Source organism: Sulfitobacter noctilucicola, assembly GCF_000622385.1.
Lineage (GTDB): Bacteria > Pseudomonadota > Alphaproteobacteria > Rhodobacterales > Rhodobacteraceae > Sulfitobacter > Sulfitobacter noctilucicola.
The window spans coordinates 1591839-1608377 of the sequence record NZ_JASD01000008.1; the positions used below are offsets into that span (position 1 = coordinate 1591839).

Below are 16539 nucleotides of genomic sequence, written 5' to 3' on the forward strand. Positions count from 1 at the left end.
ACGAAATTCAAAAACGCAAGTTAATGTATTTTCAAAAGCGATAAATTGGTACTATAGATAATACAGATAATCCGGGGAGGGAGCATCATGCCAATCGTCGAAGTCCATATTCTGAGCGGATATGACGCCGAGGCCAAGCGACGTCTTGGTGAAGCTTTGACGGATGCTGTCCGTTTTGTGGTCCCAGCCCCGCCCGAGGCAGTGACGGTGATGATCCACGAAATGCCGGGTGAGCATTACTATAGAGGGCGCACACAAAGATCCGGTGCGCCCGCGCTTGCAGATCCCAAGGAAATCGTCCGCAGCTATCTGCTGGCGATGGAGCGGCGCGACATTGATACAGCGCAGGAGATGCTGGGTGATGGTTTCGTCATGCAGTTTCCGGGAACCGCGCCGATGAGCAAACTGTCCGAGCTGATAGAATGGGCAGCACCGCGTTACCGCTCTGTCACCAAAACCTACGAAGGATTCGATGCTATGCAATCCAGCAGTGATGCCGCGATCGTGTACGCGCGCGGTACGCTTTCGGGTGTCTGGCCAGATGGTACCGACTTTGAAGGCATCCGCTTTATCGACCGCTTCGAACTGATCGGCGGCCTGATCACGCAGCAGGATGTCTGGAACGATATTGCAGAGGTAAGAGCAAGCACATGAATACGTCGACGACATCCGAAATTGATCCGATCACGCTATCTGTCCTTGCCGGACGTATGGAACAAATCGCAGATGAAATGGACGCCACTCTGTTTCGCGCAGCCTTCAACCCCATCATCGCCGAAGCGCATGACGCCAGCCACGGCCTTTATCATGCGACCACGGGTGACACGCTGGTGCAGGGAAAATCCGGGCTGCCGATTTTTGTGGGCGTTATGTCGTTCGCCGTGCAGGCGGTGATCGAGAAAGCGGCCGCGGATGGCGATCTGGCGAATGGCGATATCTATATTTTCAATGATGCACACATCGGCGGCACACATTTAAGCGACATGCGGCTGGTGCGGCCTTACTTTCGCGATGGCAAATTGTTCTGCTACCTCGCCTCTGTCGGGCATTGGCATGATGTGGGTGGCGCGGTGCCGGGCAACTACAACCCCGCCGCGACGGATGTGTTTCAGGAGGCCTTCGTGCTGCCGCCGGTCAAGCTGGCGAAGGCAGGCGAGATCAATCAGGACATCATCGACATCCTGCTACGCAACACGCGACTGCCGCAGTCCGCGATGGGCGATCTGAACGGCCAGATGGGGGCGCTTGATCTGGGTGTGCGCCGGATGGACGAATTGCTGGATGAATACGGCGGTGATACGGTCAACGGTGCGCTTGATGCTTTGGGCCATCGCGCCGAGGCGCTGATGCGGTCCGAATTGCAGGGCCTGCCCGATGGGCGTTGGGAGGCGGAGGATTTCCTCGATAATGACGGGATCGCTGACGAACCTCTGAAGATCAAGGTGGCGTTGGAGATTAAGGACGACCGTATGACGCTCGATTTCACCGGCTCCGCACCGCAATGCGCAGGCCCTGTGAATATCGCGCTGCCGACAACGGTGGCGACCGCCTATGTCGCGATCAAACATATCTTTCCGGGCCTGCCTGCTAACGCAGGTGTGATGCGTCCGATTGATGTGATTGTACCTGAAGGGTCTTTGTTGTCGGCGCAGTTTCCGGCCCCTACGGGTGGCTATACGGAAACGATCTTGCGGATGATCGACGTGGTGTTCTGCGCATTTGCAGGAGCCGCGCCGGACCGTGTCGTTGCCAACGCTTACGGCACCATTAACGCGCTGTCGATTGCGGGCAAGCGCAGCAATGGTCAGCCCTGGGTGATGTTCAGCTTTTATGGTGGCGGGCATGGTGGTGCGATTGATGGCGACGGATTGAACCATGGCAATGCGCCGATTTCCACCGCGACGATCCCGCCTATGGAAATCCTTGAAGCGGCCTATCCGGTGATGTTCAGGCAATGGGCGTTGCGCCCTGACAGCGCGGGGGCAGGGGCGCATCGCGGGGGGCTGGGCGCCATTTACGAGATTGAAGTGCTTGAGGAAAACGGGGCCGAAGCTTTTCTGTTCGGTGAGCGCGGTCGCTTTGCGCCAAAAGGCATTGCTGACGGTGGGGATGGTGCGATGAATGTCTTTACCTACGAGCAGGACGAGGGCTGGGCCACGCCGCCGCTGGCTTCCAAGATGCGCGGGATCGTGTTGAAACAGGGGCAGGCGGTGCGTCTGGAAACACCCGGGGGTGGCGGCTATGGCACGGTGGGCGACCGTGCCGCACCTAGCATCGCGCGGGATGTGGCGCGTGGGCTGATCTCTGACACAAAGGCGGATGAAACCTATGGCACCGCATGGCGGGAGGTCGCACAATGAGTGGTCGTATGATTGGCGTGGACGTGGGCGGCACGTTTACAGATGTGTTTGTCCTGAACGAAGCGGACGGCACGGCGGCAGTGGCAAAGGTGCCTACGACGCGGCCTGACCAGTCGGGCGGCTTTCTGGACGGCATCGGGCGGCAGGTCTCGGATCTGGCGGATATTTCGGTTGTGGTGCATGGCACAACGGCGGGCACCAACGCGCTGTTGGAACGCAAAGGGGCTGTCACCGGAGTCATCTGTACCGAAGGGCTGCGCGATGTGCTCGAAATGCGGCGTCGCGACCGGCCCCGCACATGGGGTTTGCGCGGGGATTTCGAACCTGTGGTCGATCGCCGCAACAGATTGGAAGTGCCCGAGCGCACGCTGGCCAGCGGTGATATACGCACACCCGTTGATCTGGACGCGGTGCGGGCCGCTGCGCGAAAGTTGATAGATCAAGGCTGTGCGGCGGTGTCGATCCTTTTCGCCAACGCCTATGCGAATGCAGAGAACGAAGCATTGGCCGTGGCGGCTGTGCGTGAGATCTGGCCGAATGCGCATGTCTCTGCATCCTCCGAAATCTTGCCGGAAATCCGCGAGTTTGAACGGTTCTCAACCACGGCGCTCAACGCCTATCTGCAACCCGAAGTCTCTGGTTATCTGGGACGGTTGGAAGCGGCGCTAAAAGACGGCGGCTTTGACGGGGAATTCATGATCGTGCAGTCGAATGGTGGTGTGATGGCGGTCGATACCGCCTGCCGCCTGCCGGTGCGCACGGCGTTGTCCGGCCCCGCCGCAGGGGTGATTGCCGCAGGCTACATCGCGTCCTCTGCCGGTTTTGACAACGTGATTACGGGCGACATGGGCGGCACGAGTTTCGACGTATCTCTGATCGCTGACGGTCGGTCCATGCTCTCGCCGCAAACTTCTATCGACTTTGGCATGGTCGTTCGCGCACCCATGATCGAGATTACGACGATCGGTGCGGGCGGTGGCTCCATCGCGTGGGTGGACAAGGGAGGATTGCTGAACATCGGTCCTGAAAGTGCGGGGTCTGATCCCGGTCCGGTGGCTTACGGTTTGGGCAACGATCGTCCCACAGTGACAGACGCGAATGTGGTGTTGGGGCGGATCGATCCCGACAACCCCATCGGCGGCAAGCTGGACCGGTTGGATGTCGAAGCGGCACAGGTGGCGATTGATACGCATGTTGGCAAACCGCTCGGCCTCGATACATTGGCCGCCGCCGAAGCGATCCTGCGCGTGGCCAATTCGCGCATGGCCGGAGCGATCCGTCTGGTCAGTATTGAGCGGGGGTTTGATCCCAAGAATTTCGCCTTCATGCCCTTCGGGGGAGGAGGGGCGCTGCACGCAGGTGCCATGCTGGCAGAGGTCGGGATTGCGCGGGCCATCGTGCCACGTTACCCCGGTGTGACTTCCGCCATGGGGTGTGTGATTGCCGATATGCGGCAAGATTTCGTGCAAACGATCAACACGCTGGTCAGTGGTCTGGACACGCAGGCGCTTGGTCAATTCATGCAGTTACATACCGATCAGGGGATGGCGCTGCTGGATGCGGCGCGCACAACCTTTGAAGCGCGAGAGGTGCGGTTCGAGTTGGACATGGCCTATGTCGGGCAGACGCATACGGTTGCCGTGCCGGTTGAGGTGACGGTTGAAGACGGCAAAGTGACGCCGCCCGATATTGCGGCCGTCGAAGCGGCGTTTGATGCGGCGTACCAGAACACCTTTGGCCGTCTGCTGAAAGCCGGTGTGCGGCGTATCCTCAACCTGCGCAGTGCGGTGACGGGCAAGCGACCCAAGTTTGATTTGTCCACACTGGCTCCGACAACCAGCGGCGCGGTCGAACCCAAGGCGCAACGGCCTGTGCATTTCGGGGACGCGTGGCATGATACCGCGATCTATGACCGGCTCGATTTACCTGTTGGCACTGTGATCGCTGGCCCCGCAATTCTGGAGCAACCTGATACCACGGTGCTGATCGAGCCGCATCTCCAAGGCCGCGTCGATGACTTTGGCAATACGATTATCGAGCCAGCGAAGGGGACATCATGAGCGATCCAACCACATGGGATCTGAGCCGTACGGCGCTTTTGACCATTGATCTGCAAAATGACTTTATCCATCCCGAAGGGGCTTATGGCCGTGCGGGGCAAGGCGCGGCAAGTATCGCGGCTCTGCCGGATCGGGTGGCCCCTTTGGTCAAGGCGCTCAGGGCAAAGGGCGGGCATTATATCTCGGCGCAGTTCACGCTGGTGCCGGGACGGGACGGCGAGCCGCTGATCGCGCCGCACCTCAAAGAACTGCGGCCCTTCCTTGCCAAAGGCGATTTCGAGCCGGGGAGCTTTGGTCACACCGTTGTCGATACCTTGCATCCAGCGGACTTTGTGATCGAAAAAGTTGCCTATTCCGCCTTCTACCAGACGCGGCTGGAATACATCATGCGCGCAATGGGCATCGACCATCTGATTGTCGGAGGGATCGTCACCAATGGCGGTGTTGCCTCTACTTTGCGCGACGCGCATTTGCGCAATATCGCGACCTGTATGCTGACCGATGGCTGCGCGGCCTTTCGCGACGATGTGCATGAGGCCACGATCCTGTCGCTGGGGACAGTCACGCACCAAAAGACCTGCGCCGACGCGCTGACATGGCTGGAGGGCAAGGCATGACCCTCAAAGAGCGGCTGGCCCGCGATACAATCCTGACCGCCCCGGGTGTCTACGACGGGCTTACCGCAGCCATCGCCGCTGAGGCAGGGTTCGAGGCGTTGTATCTTAGCGGTGCGGCGGTCGCTTATACGCGGCTGGGGCGTCCCGACATTGGCCTGACATCGGTGACGGAGATGGCAGATACCATGACGCTGATCGCGGACCGTGTTGAATTGCCGGTGATCATCGACGCCGACACAGGCTTTGGCAACGCGCTTAATGCCCAGCGGACCATGCGGCTTTATGAACGCGCGGGCGCTTCTGCCTTGCAGATTGAGGACCAGACCTATCCCAAGCGCTGCGGACATCTGAAGGACAAATCCCTGATCCCTGTGGGTGAGATGGCAGGCAAGGTCGCCGCGATGGCGGATGCGCGGCAATCGGACGAGACGCTGATCGTGGCACGCACCGATGCGATTGCCGTCGAGGGGCTGAATGCCGCCCTTGATCGCGCGGAGCGATATCTGGAGGCGGGGGCGGATGTGCTGTTTATCGAAGCACCACAAGACCGTGCGCAGATGGAAGCGGTGACCAAGCGGTTTGGCGAGCGTGTGCCGTTACTGGCGAACATGGTTGAAGGGGGCGCAACCCCGATCACCTCTGCCCGCGACTTGCAGGCGCTCGGCTTCTCCATCGCGATCTTTCCGGGTGGCATTGTGCGGGCCTTGGCGCGCACGGCGCAAGATTACTACGCAAGCCTGCATTCCAATGGATCGAACAGGCCCTTTTCCGACCGGATGTTTGATTTCGACGGATTGAACAATGTCATCGGGACGGGTGACATGCTGGCGAAAGGTGCCGGGTACGAACACGATGACTGAACTGGTGACAGCACCACCGGCAGCGTTTGACATCGACTGCGAGACACTCATCATCGGGGCCGGGGCGTGCGGATTGGTGGCGGCTTTGGCCGCGCATGAGGCGGGACAAGAGGTACTGGTGATCGAAGCGGATGCCGTGCCAAGCGGTTCAACCGCGCTGTCTGCCGGTTTGATCCCTGCGGCAGGCACGGCGCAACAGCGCGGTGCCGGTATCGACGATACCGCTGAAATATTTGCGCAGGATATTCAGGACAAAGCGCATAACGAGAACGATCAAGGCTTGGTTGACCTGCTGGCGCAGAACGCAGGGCCCGTGATTGACTGGCTGACCGAAACGCATGGGCTGCCGTTCTCCGTTGTCACCAACTTTGACTATCCGGGTCACAGTCGCCGCCGGATGCATGGATTGCCCACGCGTGCGGGTAGCGAGTTGATCAATGCATTGCGCGCGGCGTGTGAGGCGCAGGGCATCGACGTCATCTGCGGGCGTCGCGCGGCGACCCTCTTCAGGGATGGTGATGAGATGTGCGGTGTCGCAGTGACGCGACCTGATGGCGGGGTCGAGACGCTAGGGTGCAAAAAGCTGATCCTTGCCAGCAACGGCTTTGGCGGCAATCGCAAACTGGTGTCCAAATATATGCCGCAGATTGATGACGGGATATGGTTCGGCCATGACGGCAATCAGGGCGAAGCGATGCTTTGGGGTGAAGCCTTGGGCGCGTCGCTCAAACATCTGGGGGCCTATCAGGGGCATGGCAATGTGGCCCATCCACATGGCATTCTTATTACCTGGGCGGTCATCACCCAGGGCGGTGTTCAGGTGAACCGTGACGGCAAACGGTTCTGGAACGAGGCGCAGGGGTATTCCGAAGCGGCACGCGCGGTATTGTCCCAACCGGGTGGTGAGGCATTCGCAATCTTTGATAGTCGGATTGCCGCGATTGCAGCGCAGTTCGAGGACTTCAAGCAGGCGCAGTCAGTAGGGGCAATCCGTTCGCACGACACACTTGACGGTCTGGCAGATGATCTGGGCGTGCCTGCTGGTGCCTTGACCAAGACCATCGGAGATATTCCAGACGATGGCACGGACGCCTTCGGACGTGTGTTCAGCGGGACGCGTTTGCAAGCGCCTTACTGCGGTGTGCGCGTGACCGGTGCGCTTTTCCATACCCAAGGCGGGCTTGAGATTAACGAACATGCGCAAGTGCTTTCAGTCGAAGGAACCGCCTTCCCTAACCTCTATGCGGGTGGCGGGGCGGCCTGCGGCGTGTCGGGCAAGGCAGACAGCGGATACCTGTCTGGCAACGGATTGCTGAGCGCAGTTGTGCTGGGTCGTCTTGCTGGATCGACACCCTTAAGCGGGGCGTAATCCGCCCGGAATAACTGCGCGGTTTCCTTTGAACATGCCGCCTGACTGGCTTAGGCTTTCGCGGTGACAGGTTCAGCAAGGATAGTAGATATGACCCTCCGACCGCTTGGCATTGATCCGGCCCTTTGTCTGATCGGCGGCAGCTGGGTGCCGCCCGAGGAAGGCGGTACACTTGAGCTGCGCAATCCGTCTGATGGCAGCACGCTGTGCGCGATTGCCAAGGGGACAGGCGCGGATATCGACAAAGCGGTACTTGCGGCGCAAGCGGCGCTGGAAGGCGCATGGGGACGTCTGCCAAATTTTGAACGTGGCCGCATCCTGTACCGTATCGGGCAAAAGGTGTTGGAGCATGTTGAAACCCTTGCAGAGCTGGAAGCGCTGGATGTTGGCAAGCCGCTGAAACAGGCGCGCGCCGATGTGATCGCACTGGCCCGCTATATGGAATTCTACGCCGGTGCTGCCGACAAAATCCACGGTGCCACGATTCCTTATCTGGAGGGCTATTCCGTCTATACCCTGCGCGAGCCGCACGGCGTGACGGGGCATATCGTGCCGTGGAATTATCCGATGCAGATCATTGGCCGGTCAGTCGGCGCGGCGCTTGCGATGGGCAATGCCTGCGTGTTGAAACCGGCAGAAGAGGCGTGCCTCACGGCGCTTGCCTTTGCCCAGATCGCGCAGGATGCCGGGCTGCCGGCTGGTGCGTTGAACGTTGTGCCGGGATTGGGCGCTGAAGCGGGTGCCGCGTTGAGCGGACATGCGGGCGTCAATCACATCTCTTTCACCGGATCGGTCGGGGTGGGAAAACTAATCCAATCTTCCGCCGCTGAAAATGTCGTGCCGGTTACGCTGGAACTTGGCGGCAAATCACCTCAACTGGTGTTCGAGGACGCGGATGTAGACGCAGCGCTTCCTTTTCTGACCAACGCAGGCATTCAGAACGCTGGCCAGACCTGTTCGGCGTCGTCGCGTATTCTGGTCCACCGCAGCCGATATGACGAAGTCGTTGCGGGAATGGCAGAGCGTTACAGCGCATTGCGTGCTGGTCCGGCGATGGACGACCTTGATGTTGGTCCGTTGGTGTCGATGCGCCAGCGCGAGATCGTCGAGGGGTTTCTTGAACAGGGGGCCGATCTTGAGATTGCAGCGCAAGGCCAGGTTATCGCCGATGCGCCTTCTGGCGGCGCATACGTCGCGCCGACCTTGTTCGCAGGTGCCTCTCCGGATCATACACTGTCACAAGATGAGGTGTTCGGCCCCGTTCAGGTGGTGATCCCGTTCGACAGTGAAGAGGAGGCAATTCGCATTGCCAATGGTACTGCATATGGGCTGGTGGCCTCTGTTTGGTCGCAGAACGGCGCACGGCAAATGCGTCTGGCAAAGCGTTTGCGGGCTGGTCAGGTTTTTCTGAATAACTACGGTGCAGGCGGCGGGGTGGAGCTTCCCTTTGGCGGTACCGGTCTGTCAGGACATGGACGCGAGAAGGGGTTCGAGGCGCTATACGGGTTCTCGACGTTGAAAACGGTTGCCGCGTTGCACGGTTAAGGGAGAAAAAGATGAGACTTGAAGGTAAAACAGCGATCGTTACTGGCGGTGCTTCGGGCTTTGGTGCGGGGATTGTGCGAAGGTTTCACGCAGAAGGGGCGCGTGTCCTGATCGCTGATCTCAACGAAGAGATGGCCCAAGAGCTGTCAGACGAGTTGGGCGAAGGAGTCGAGACAATGCGCGTCAATGTGGCCGACGGCGCTGACGTGCAAGCGATGGCAGACCGCGCTCAAACGCTTTGGGGGCAGATCGATATTCTGGTCAACAATGCAGGCGTCACCCATTTGCCTGCCGCGATGGAGGACATCAGCGAAGAAGATTTCGACCGTGTGATCGCGGTCAACGTCAAATCCGTTTACCTTACCGCGCGGTCCATTGTGCCGTTGATGAAAGAGCGCGGGACCGGGGCGATTCTTAATGTTGCGTCCACCGCAGGCGTTAGTCCACGACCGCGGCTCAGCTGGTACAACGCTTCAAAGGGATGGATGAATAATGCAACCAAGGGCATGGCAGTCGAGCTTGCGCCGGCCGGTGTGCGTGTGAACGCGCTGAACCCGGTTGCCGGCGAGACGCCGCTGCTGAAAAGTTTCATGGGCGAGGACACGCCCGAGATGCGGGCGAAGTTTCTGTCCACGATACCGTTGGGCCGCTTCTCAACGCCGGAAGACATGGGGAACGCAGCACTTTATCTGTGCTCTGACGAGGCGAGCATGATCACGGGCGTTTGTATGGAAGTTGACGGTGGCCGCTGCATCTAGCGCGCGCCTGCCTTAGCCGTTGCTTTTGACGCCAATCCTCAGTAGAAGGTCCTTGTTAGCGCTAACAAGTGTAATTCCATAGAGACCGGGAGCATCCAATGACCGTGAACGCCACACTTCTTGAGATCACCGACCGTATCATCGACCGCAGCGGCCCGAGCCGTTCTGCCTATCTTGACCGGATGCGTGCCGCAGAAGGCAAAGGGCCGTCGCGCGCGCATCTGTCGTGCAGCGGTCAGGCCCATGCCTATGCTGCTGCGGGCGAGGATCAGGAAACACTGGCCACCGGCACCGGAGGCAACCTTGGCATTGTAACCGCCTACAATGACATGCTGTCGGCGCACCAACCGTTCGAGACATATCCAGACGTCCTGCGCAAAGCGGCGCGTAGCGTGGGCGGCACCGCCCAAGTTGCGGGCGGGGTGCCTGCGATGTGTGATGGCGTCACGCAAGGTGAGGCGGGTATGGAGCTGAGCCTGTTCTCCCGTGATGTAATCGCCATGGCGGCGGGAGTTGCGCTTAGCCACAACACATTCGATGCGGCTGTTTTTCTGGGTGTGTGCGACAAGATCGTTCCCGGCCTTGTGATTGGTGCGCAAGTCTTTGGCCATCTGCCTGCTGTTTTCCTGCCTGCAGGGCCGATGACAAGCGGCTTGGCTAACGATGACAAGGCGATGGTACGTCAGAAATTTGCCGCGGGGGAGTGTGGCCGCGATGAACTGATGAAAGCAGAGATGGCTGCCTATCACGGTCCGGGCACCTGCACATTCTACGGCACCGCGAATACCAACCAGATGTTGATGGAATTCATGGGTTTGCACTTGCCCGGTTCAAGTTTTGTGACCCCCAACACAGGTATGCGAGAAGCCCTGACTGCCGAAGGGGCAAAACGTGCGTTGTCACTGTCCGCGCTGGGCAACAATTACACACCGGTCTGCGATATTCTGGATGAGAAGGCTTTCGTAAACGGGATGGTCGGGCTGATGGCGACAGGGGGGTCCACCAACCTGCTGATCCATCTCGTCGCAATGGCGCGTGCGGGCGGGATCATCCTTACACCTGAAGATTTTTCCGAAGTGTCCGATCTGGTGCCGCTGCTGGCACGGGTTTATCCGAACGGTCTGGCGGATGTGAACCACTTCCACGCTGCAGGGGGTCTGGGATATCTTATTGGTGAATTGCTGGGTGGTGGCTTGTTGCACCCTGATACCAAAACGGTCGCGGGCGAGGGGCTTGAGAACTATACTCAAGAGCCGTTCTTGCAAGATGGCGAGCTGACATGGCGCCCCGGCACGAAGGAAAGCCTGAATACCAAAATCGTAAGCCCGCTGACGGAGCCGTTCCAGAAGACCGGCGGCCTAAAGCGGTTGAGTGGATCATTGGGTACGGGCGTCATCAAGGTGTCAGCCGTAAAGCCCGAATTCCACGTGATCGAAGCGCCTGCGCGTGTCTTCCACACGCAAGAAGACGCGAAGGCCGCGTTCAAGGCCGGAGAGCTGACCGATGATGTTATCGTTGTCGTGCGTTTTCAGGGGCCGAAAGCCAACGGGATGCCGGAGCTTCACAGCCTCACGCCGATGTTGGCAATTTTGCAAGGACGTGGACAAAAGGTGGCGCTGGTCACAGATGGCCGCATGTCGGGTGCATCCGGCAAGGTCCCTGCGGCGATCCATGTCTGCCCCGAAGCTGTTGACGGCGGACCAATCGCACAGGTGCGTGACGGGGATATGCTGCGCGTAGATGCTGTTGCTGGAACGCTTGAGAACCTGGCACCCGATGCGGCTGACCGTCCTTTGGCGACGGCCGATCTGAGCGGGGGCCACGCAGGAACAGGGCGCGAATTGTTTGTGCCTTTCCGTACAGCGGTTGGCGCAGCTGATGATGGCGCATGTGTCTTTGGATGGTAAGGAACTGGATATGACTTCGAACACTCACTCAGTAGAGACCCGAAAATTATGTGCTCTGGCTCCGATCATTCCGGTGCTGGTTGTTGATGACGTGGCGCACGCCCGCCCTCTGGCCGAAGCGCTGGTGCGTGGCGGTTTGCCGGTGCTTGAAGTCACGCTGCGCACGCCTGCTGCATTGGATGTCATCGCAGAGATGGCAAAGGTCGAGGGTGGTCATGTGGGCGCAGGCACCTTGGTGACACCTGCCGACGTGACCGCAGCCAAGAACGCAGGGGCCACCTTTGGCGTGTCGCCCGGTGCCACGGATGCGCTGCTTGATGCGACGGAGGCAGCTGGCATGCCGATGCTGCCGGGAGCCGCGACCGCGTCCGAGGCGATGCGCCTGCTGGCGCGGGGATACGACATGCTGAAGTTCTTTCCCGCAGAAGCCTCTGGCGGCGTGCCTGCGTTGAAGGGCATCGGCGGGCCGCTGCCGCAGATCACGTTTTGTCCGACAGGCGGGATCAACCCCGACAACGCGGCCGGTTATCTGGCGCAGCCGAATGTTCTATGCGCAGGCGGAAGCTGGGTTGCACCGGGCGAGCTGGTCAAGGCAGGGGCCTGGGACCAGATCGAAGCGCTGGCACGCGCAGCAAGCCAGCTGCCGCGTTAAAGCGGTCCATCTTCGGATATCTTATCGAGGGTGGCCAGTTCCCCCTCGACATCCTTTGCATAAGCGCGAAGGAACACGCGCAAGCCGTTTGTAATGGAGCGGTGCAACGTATCGTCATCGGCAACGTCCTGCGGGAAATACAGCGCGTGATTGCGCGGTCCTGATAAGATCAGCGACCACAGATGTTCAGCCGCCACATACGCATCATCAAAAATCAAATGGCCCGCATCCCGCCGGTCTGTAAGATAGGCCGCGATGCCGCTTAGCGTGCGCGCTGGTCCCGTGTCATTGAACTGCTTGACGACTTCCGGCACCCGCTCTGCCTCACCAATCATCAGGCGTGCAACAGCAAGGTGATCCGGTCGTAGTACGTGGCGCGCATAAGCCCATGAAAACTGCCACAGTACACGCGCCATTGTGTGCGTTTGCGCCTCCGTAAAGGGGGCAAGGATCGTCTCACGCCCTGTCTCAAGCACGGCACGAAGGATTGCGTCTTTCTGACCAATATACTGGTAAAGCGTCGGCTTTGATACTTCTGCACGCTCCGCTATCGCCTGCATAGAGGTGCCTGAATAGCCGTTAAGGGAAAATTCACGCAGTGCAGCGTCCAGAATGCGAGCGCGTTTCGCAGCTTGCCGCGCTTGCTTTGCAGACGGGGCCGGCGGCTCTGCGAAAAGCGAGAGAAACTTGTGCAAATGCCGGTTCACCTGCGCCGGCGCTTCGAGGTTGCAGACATGACCGGCCCCCGCGACCACCTCGAACTGGACAAATGGCGCGGCGCTGGCGGCAAAACGCTTGCTGACCTCGCGGATTTCTGTTGGCGGGGCAAGCCGGTCATGTTCACCTGTCATCATCAGGACCGGAAAATCGGCGCTGTCGAATGCAAGTGCGGCAGGAGGGTTCGTAAAACAGGTCAGCGCGTCGCGGTAAGTGGCAGAAGGGATCGCCGCCATAGATGCGTGCAGTGTTGCGCGGACCTCGGTCGTGGCATCAGGTCCGGCAATCACGGCCAGAACTGCATCTGCAAAGTCGGCAGGCGTTTGTCCGGCATCCAGTGGCACTTGCCGCGCATTTCGAAAGGCGTCTCTGGCCTCAGTTGATGCTTCGGACATGCCGGTGCATCCGCCGCAAAGCACCAGACCCGCCATCCGTTCCGGCTTTTGCAGCGCGTAGCTCGCCGCAATCCAAGCGCCGTAGCTAAGGCCGCAAAGCACCAGCTTTTCCGCTCCGAAGTGGTCCATGACTCGATCAATATCGTCGAAATAATCCTGAAGAGTGGATTGCGCCGCGCCAAGCTCGCTGTCGCCGTAGCCGCGCAGGTCCAAAGACGCCATCGGCATCATACTTCCCAAGGCGGATACTTGGGTGTCCCAGTTGCTGCGGTTGCCGCCAATACCATGCAGGAAAAGGCACAAAACCTTACTGTCCGGGTATTTCCGCCGGAGTGTCGTCACTGCGAGGGAGGGAGAGCCCGCTATCTGGGTTGTGGTCGTCTTGACGGGATCCGGCAAAGAACGGTTTTTGCTCCGCTTCAGCGGGCCGGACGCCAAAGCTTCTATTCCGGCCTTAAAAACTGCTTCGGTGCCCTGCGCGATCTGACGTGCGCGCGTCGCCTCTGCGTCGATATCCGCCGACCAGTTTAAGCGTGAACCGGTGCCGTCATCGCTGATCTGCAACCACGCGTCGTAACGGTCCGCCCCGGTGATCCCCTCAAGCGCGGTATAGGCGAAGATACGATCGCTGTGACTGAGATAGGTCAGTTGTTCGCGCACCACCTGATCGTCACCCTTGGCTGCAAAGCGCCTGATGATCCTGCCGCCTGACGCGGGCTCCAGCGCCATCCAGTCGATCATCGGGTGCCACGGGGCGGCGAATTCGGCGGCCACCGCCCATATTTCGTCAGCAGAGCGATCAGAGGTGCCGATACAATGAACAGTTTTGACGGGCATCCTACTCGGCAGCTTGCGCCGCAAGAAATTCGGTATCCGGTCGCCAGAGCGAGACCCGAGCGCTGGCTGTTGCATCGCTCACATTGTCAATTTCATCCATATCATAAAGCGTCATTATGCTGAGGTAATCTTCCATGATTTCAGTGGTGTAAGGAAGCATCAACGCGCCGCACCGGCTGTCGCGGTACATCCGTTCGAGCGGGAGTGATTTTAGCATCGACTGTCCGCCACAGGTGCGGATGGCCAGCGCCGTCATCTCTTGCACACCCTCCATCACAGCGTATTGCGCCGCATACAGCCGCATGACTTGTGCCTTGCTGGGATAGCCTCGCGCTTCGGAAAAAGCAGTATGCCATAGGGTCCGCATCTCTGTCAGCTTTTGGTACATCTTTGCGACCGTCGCGCGTTTCGTCGGATAGATGCGTCGGTCAATCGGGGGCAGCCCGTCAACCTTTCCGCTGAGGTATGCAACGGTATAGTCGTAGGCCCCCTGCGCGATGCCCATGTATGCGGGCGTCAGTGTTGCCATCATATGCGGCCATTGTGGCAGGGTGCGCACGAACATCCCCTGCGGCATCATCATCTCTTCTTCTTTGACGAAAACATCTTTGAGGATCAGGTCCTTGGAGTGGGTGCCACGCATCCCGATGGGATCCCATTCGCCAACCACCTGCAAACCGGGTGTGTCCTTGTGAACGGCAAAGTTCATCGTGTCCTCGTGGCGCGGCTCAACCCCTTCGAAATGTTCTGTGCAGACGATGGAGTAGTAGTCACAGTGTCCGGCAAGCGAGGCGAATTTCTTGAATCCGTTGATCAACCAACCGCCATCAACCTTTTTGCAATTGGTCTGGATCGGTTTGGATGTCCAGTTGGTGCCGCCTTCTGAAATGGGCTGTGAGTAGATTGCATTGTCTTCGACCACGTTGCGAAACTGGCGTTCGCGCAAGGGGGCGAATGCGGCGCGGTCGGCGTCGGTGAGATTGGGCAATTCATACATAAACCGCGACCACATCATAGACGACGTGTGCATGTTGAACGTCAGCGCCGTGGCCCCGCAGTACTTGCCGATCTCCGATCCGATCATTGCGTATTGACCCAGTGAGAAACCAAAACCGCCAAATTCTTTGGGGATCACCAGTCGCAGAAATCCATGCTCGGCAAAGTCTTCATAATTGGCGGTAGGGAAGCTTGCATCCTTATCCACCTGCACCGCACGCTCCGCAAAGCGGGTCCGGCCCAGCTCGTTCACCAGCTCCATCATGCGCAGGAATTCTGGGTCCCAGTCCTGCGTGTTGTAATAATCGTGAAAACTGCTCATGCGAGGTCTCCTTGGAGTGTGCCGTCGATCACGACTGGCGTGCCGTCTAGGGAAATGGTGCAGCCGCGCATGGGCAAATCGAAATGTCCCAGCGTAAAGCGACCTGCGTATTGGTTGGACCCTGTGGACCACAGGAAATTTCCGGCCCACGCGCGGAATTCGGTTCCCTGGATGTCGCCCTTGTCATAAAGGGCAAGGCTCTCCCAACGGGCATGGGGGTTCATGCCCCAGCCCACATGCGAAAAGCCGTAAGCCTTGGGATCGTCCCACGCGGAGAGGTATGCGCGAAAAAGGTCGGCATCCAGATTATCGCCTTGGATGTCAGTAATGTAATCCTTCTCGACAATCATACGGACCGGGTCGCGCAGGTAGTCTTTGAACGTGAGGTTCATGTCGCCGGTGTTCATCACCACAGTGCCATTCACTGCGTTCTCACCGGGGAAACACAGGCATAACCCTCCGGGCCAGTGATCAACGGCACCTGGGCGTGTGGAAAAGCCGGGCGTGCCACCGCATGGAGCATCGCGAATGTCGATGGCCAGATCCGTGCCTGCCGCAGATGTGACACGCATTTCAGCGGCATCGCGCAGCATCTCGATCCCCAGCGCGACCTTCGGCCCCAATTCAGCACGTGGTTCGGTGCGCTCAAGTATTTCGGGATGTTCATTACAGATGACCAGCAGCCGTGTGCCAGCCTGCTCGATCTCAGCCATCTCTTCCGCGTGGATCAATCCTTCGACGGTCACATCGACGATGACCTCGACGCATTTGAGCGCTTCGATCACATGCCGCTTGTGCTGTATCGCATCACTCGTGCCGGTGGATTTTACGGGAACTGGTGCAGTTTGCGGCGCGCTGGGCAGCATGATTGTGGAATACACCGCGCCCAGATCATAGAGCGCCAGACCCGCAAGCTGCGCCAGAACGGGGCGGGACTGGGTTTCGGCGACAATAGCGACCTCTGTCCCTTCGCCAATCCCGTTCAGCGCGAAGACACGCTTGAAAGAGGCAATCCATTTACCTTCAGGGACTTCTTGCATCATGAGGTGATTCCAAAAATTTTACGATACGGTTTAGTAGATTCCAGAGGTGTGTGACGTGTCAACAATCCTCTCGCTATGTGGTGGAAACAGTTGCTGCAACA

At 59.2% G+C, this 16539-nt stretch carries 13 protein-coding genes; 10 read left to right on the forward strand and 3 right to left on the reverse strand.

From position 1 onward, the window contains the following. Positions 1-87: 87 nt before the first annotated feature. From Z946_RS0111525 to eda, 10 genes are all read left to right on the forward strand, one after another. Entirely contained in the window at positions 88-654 is a 567-nt protein-coding gene (locus tag Z946_RS0111525) for a tautomerase family protein (protein WP_025055888.1), read from the forward strand. Beyond that, entirely contained in the window at positions 651-2360 is a 1710-nt protein-coding gene (locus tag Z946_RS0111530) for a hydantoinase B/oxoprolinase family protein (RefSeq protein WP_025055889.1), read from the forward strand. Before Z946_RS0111525 ends, Z946_RS0111530 begins: the two co-directional genes overlap by 4 nt. Next, positions 2357-4420, forward strand: coding sequence for a hydantoinase/oxoprolinase family protein (locus Z946_RS0111535; protein WP_025055890.1), 2064 nt, complete (start codon positions 2357-2359; stop codon positions 4418-4420). The genes Z946_RS0111530 and Z946_RS0111535 overlap by 4 nt, the downstream gene beginning before the upstream one ends. Continuing rightward, the gene (locus Z946_RS0111540) at positions 4417-5037 is read left to right on the forward strand and encodes a cysteine hydrolase family protein (RefSeq protein ID WP_025055891.1); all 621 of its coding nucleotides are present in this window, start codon (positions 4417-4419) and stop codon (positions 5035-5037) included. The genes Z946_RS0111535 and Z946_RS0111540 overlap by 4 nt, the downstream gene beginning before the upstream one ends. Further along, positions 5034-5897, forward strand: coding sequence for an isocitrate lyase/PEP mutase family protein (locus Z946_RS0111545; protein ID WP_025055892.1), 864 nt, complete (start codon positions 5034-5036; stop codon positions 5895-5897). Before Z946_RS0111540 ends, Z946_RS0111545 begins: the two co-directional genes overlap by 4 nt. Further along, positions 5890-7266: an FAD-dependent oxidoreductase gene (locus tag Z946_RS0111550; protein WP_025055893.1), complete on the forward strand. Its 1377-nt coding sequence runs from the start codon at positions 5890-5892 to the stop codon at positions 7264-7266. Before Z946_RS0111545 ends, Z946_RS0111550 begins: the two co-directional genes overlap by 8 nt. A gap of 90 nt (positions 7267-7356) precedes the next feature. Beyond that, positions 7357-8811 carry an aldehyde dehydrogenase family protein gene (locus Z946_RS0111555; protein ID WP_025055894.1) on the forward strand — a complete coding sequence of 485 codons (1455 nt, stop codon included), beginning with the start codon at positions 7357-7359 and terminating at the stop codon, positions 8809-8811. 11 nt (positions 8812-8822) lie between these two features. Beyond that, positions 8823-9569, forward strand: a complete 747-nt coding sequence (locus Z946_RS0111560) for an SDR family oxidoreductase (protein WP_025055895.1) — start codon at positions 8823-8825, stop codon at positions 9567-9569. A 98-nt stretch (positions 9570-9667) separates the two neighbouring features. Next, positions 9668-11476, forward strand: a complete 1809-nt coding sequence (gene edd, locus Z946_RS0111565) for a phosphogluconate dehydratase (protein WP_025055896.1) — start codon at positions 9668-9670, stop codon at positions 11474-11476. A 10-nt stretch (positions 11477-11486) separates the two neighbouring features. Next, positions 11487-12128: a bifunctional 4-hydroxy-2-oxoglutarate aldolase/2-dehydro-3-deoxy-phosphogluconate aldolase gene (gene eda / locus Z946_RS0111570; RefSeq protein ID WP_037969185.1), complete on the forward strand. Its 642-nt coding sequence runs from the start codon at positions 11487-11489 to the stop codon at positions 12126-12128. Here the strand turns inward: eda and Z946_RS0111575 are convergent. Genes Z946_RS0111575 through Z946_RS0111585 form a run of 3 tightly spaced genes read right to left on the reverse strand, consistent with a single transcriptional unit; the run spans position 12125 to position 16438 of the window. After that, positions 12125-14077, reverse strand: coding sequence for an alpha/beta fold hydrolase (locus Z946_RS0111575; protein ID WP_025055898.1), 1953 nt, complete (start codon positions 14075-14077; stop codon positions 12125-12127). The genes eda and Z946_RS0111575 overlap by 4 nt on opposite strands. Position 14078: 1 nt before the next feature. Next, a complete protein-coding gene (locus Z946_RS0111580; protein ID WP_025055899.1) occupies positions 14079-15395 on the reverse strand; it encodes an acyl-CoA dehydrogenase family protein in 1317 nt (438 codons plus the stop codon). Then, a complete protein-coding gene (locus tag Z946_RS0111585; protein WP_025055900.1) occupies positions 15392-16438 on the reverse strand; it encodes a 2,5-dihydroxypyridine 5,6-dioxygenase NicX family protein in 1047 nt (348 codons plus the stop codon). The genes Z946_RS0111580 and Z946_RS0111585 overlap by 4 nt, the downstream gene beginning before the upstream one ends. Positions 16439-16539: the final 101 nt, after the last annotated feature.